Source organism: Promineifilum sp. (SeqCode) (assembly GCF_041918635.1).
Taxonomy (GTDB): Bacteria; Chloroflexota; Anaerolineae; order Promineifilales; family Promineifilaceae; genus Promineifilum.
On record NZ_JAYRVJ010000782.1, the window covers coordinates 1 to 1,785 of the forward strand.

The 1,785-nt window shown below is 66.0% G+C and carries 2 protein-coding genes and 1 pseudogene; 2 read left to right on the forward strand and 1 reads right to left on the reverse strand.

The window, feature by feature from the left end; translation table 11 throughout:
- Positions 1 to 381, forward strand: a 381-nt coding sequence (locus ACE3UY_RS22410) for a GNAT family N-acetyltransferase (RefSeq protein WP_374689692.1), incomplete at its 5' end; no start/stop codon positions are given.
- Between the two features lie 29 nt (positions 382 to 410).
- Here the strand turns inward: ACE3UY_RS22410 and ACE3UY_RS22415 are convergent.
- The gene (locus ACE3UY_RS22415; RefSeq protein ID WP_374689693.1) at positions 411 to 1,307 is read right to left on the reverse strand and encodes an NAD(P)-dependent oxidoreductase; all 897 of its coding nucleotides are present in this window, start codon (positions 1,305 to 1,307) and stop codon (positions 411 to 413) included.
- Between the two features lie 194 nt (positions 1,308 to 1,501).
- Here ACE3UY_RS22415 and ACE3UY_RS22420 point away from each other — a divergent pair.
- Positions 1,502 to 1,785: pseudogene (locus ACE3UY_RS22420) on the forward strand (hypothetical protein); the annotation flags it as partial.

The following is a 1,785-nucleotide window of genomic DNA, read 5'->3' on the forward strand; positions in this document are numbered from 1 at the left end:
CGGCCGGCCGGTTGGTCGACCGGCTACCTGAACGACCCCAGCACCTACTTCATGGCCTGGACGGTTGTTCTGCCTGAGTACCGGCGACGAGGCATCTATGCCGCGTTCCTGGCTCATCTACTCCCTTATCTGCACGCGCTGGGCTATGAGCGGGTGACGAGTAACCACATGGTCAATAACCGGCCGGTATTGATCGCCAAGCTAAAAGCCGGTTTCATCATCACCGGGGTGGTGCTAGACGAACGCTACGGCGCGCAGGTCAGCCTCAGCTACTTCTTCTACCCCGACCGGCGCGATGGCTTTGCTCGTGCCTACAGCCTCGCCGACTTCCCGTCGCCCCCAGACCACCGCTCCCGTCCGAACAGCGCTCCACCGACCTAACTGACTTACTGACCTACTGACCAACCGATCTACTGCCCACCCCCAATTTCTACCCCCGCCAACCGCTCCAACGCCTTTGCCAGCGCGTGGTTGCCGTCGCCGCCGAGGCCCTGCTGCTGGAGGGCGCGATAGAACTGGAAGACCATCGCCGTTGAAGGCAGGGGGATGCCTAACTGGTCGGCCGTCTCCAACACCAGCCGCAAATCCTTCTGCTGCAAGTCAATCGTGAAGCCCGGCCGGAAGTCGCGCTGAATGACCTGTGGGCCGCGGTTGTTGAGCATCCAACTGCCAGCCGCGCCGCCGCCGACGGCCGCCAGCGTCTGCTCCAAATCCAGCCCGCCGGCCTGGGCGAATAGCAGCGCCTCGGCCACCCCCTGCATGGTCACGACCACGAGGATCTGGTTAACTAGCTTCACCATTTGGCCCGCGCCCGGCCCGCCGACGTGGGTGATCGTCTTGCCCATGGCCGCCAGCACCGGTTTGGCCCGCTCCACTTGCTCCGCTTCGCCGCCGACCATGATGCTCAACGTGCCCTTGGCCGCGCCCTCGCTGCCGCCGCTGACCGGCGCGTCGAGGAAGTGGACGCCGCGCTCTCTCAGCCGGGCGGCGATGTCGCGCGTTGTTGCCGGGCTGATGGTGCTGCAATCGATGACCAGCGCGCCGGGCCGCGCGCCCTCGATAACGCCGGCCGGACCCAGAACGACCGCCTCCACGTCGGGCGTGTCGCTGACGCACGTCACGATGATGTCGCTGTGGCGGGCCACGCCGGCCGGGCTGTCGCCCGCCGCCGCGCCGGCGTCGACCAGCGGCGCAGCCCGCCCGGCCGTACGGTTCCAGACCGTCAACGGGAAGCCGGCCTTCAACAGATTGGCCGCCATGCCGCGGCCCATGATGCCCAGTCCAATGAAACCGATCGCTTCTTTCATATGCGCCTTTCGGAAGAATCCGCAGATTTCGCAGATTACGCAGATTTGTCAGAGATATTTCGGTAGTAGGTCAAATACCCAGGCAGAGCGCTGACCCATCTGCGTAATCTGCGGATGCTCTCTTTCTGCGGGATTATGGGGCGGGGGTGAAGGGTTGTCAATGAGGCGGTCATGATGGGCGGTAGCCGGGTATAATGAAGCCTATGGCGAGCGGGCGGGTACAATGGGCGGCGGCCACCGTGATTATCGCGGTGGTTCTGGCGGCGGCGCTGTGGTGGGCGCTGCCGCGGCTGGTGGGCGCTTTGCCGGGGCGGGTGCGGCAGTATGTGCCGGAGCACGTTATCGCCCTGGTGACGACGCCGCTGCCGACGGCTTTGCCCGCGCCGGCCGCCCCTGCGCCGGAGGGGCTGGCGCTGGCGCTGGGCGAAGCGACTGTGGAGGTTGCAAGTCCTGTCGCCCCGACACCGACCACAGCGGC

Bases quoted from the DNA above. Each gene is read 5' to 3' on its own strand.
- ACE3UY_RS22415 (WP_374689693.1), bottom strand. From the start codon at position 1,307: ATGAAAGAAGCGATCGGTTTCATTGGACTGGGCATCATGGGCCGCGGC.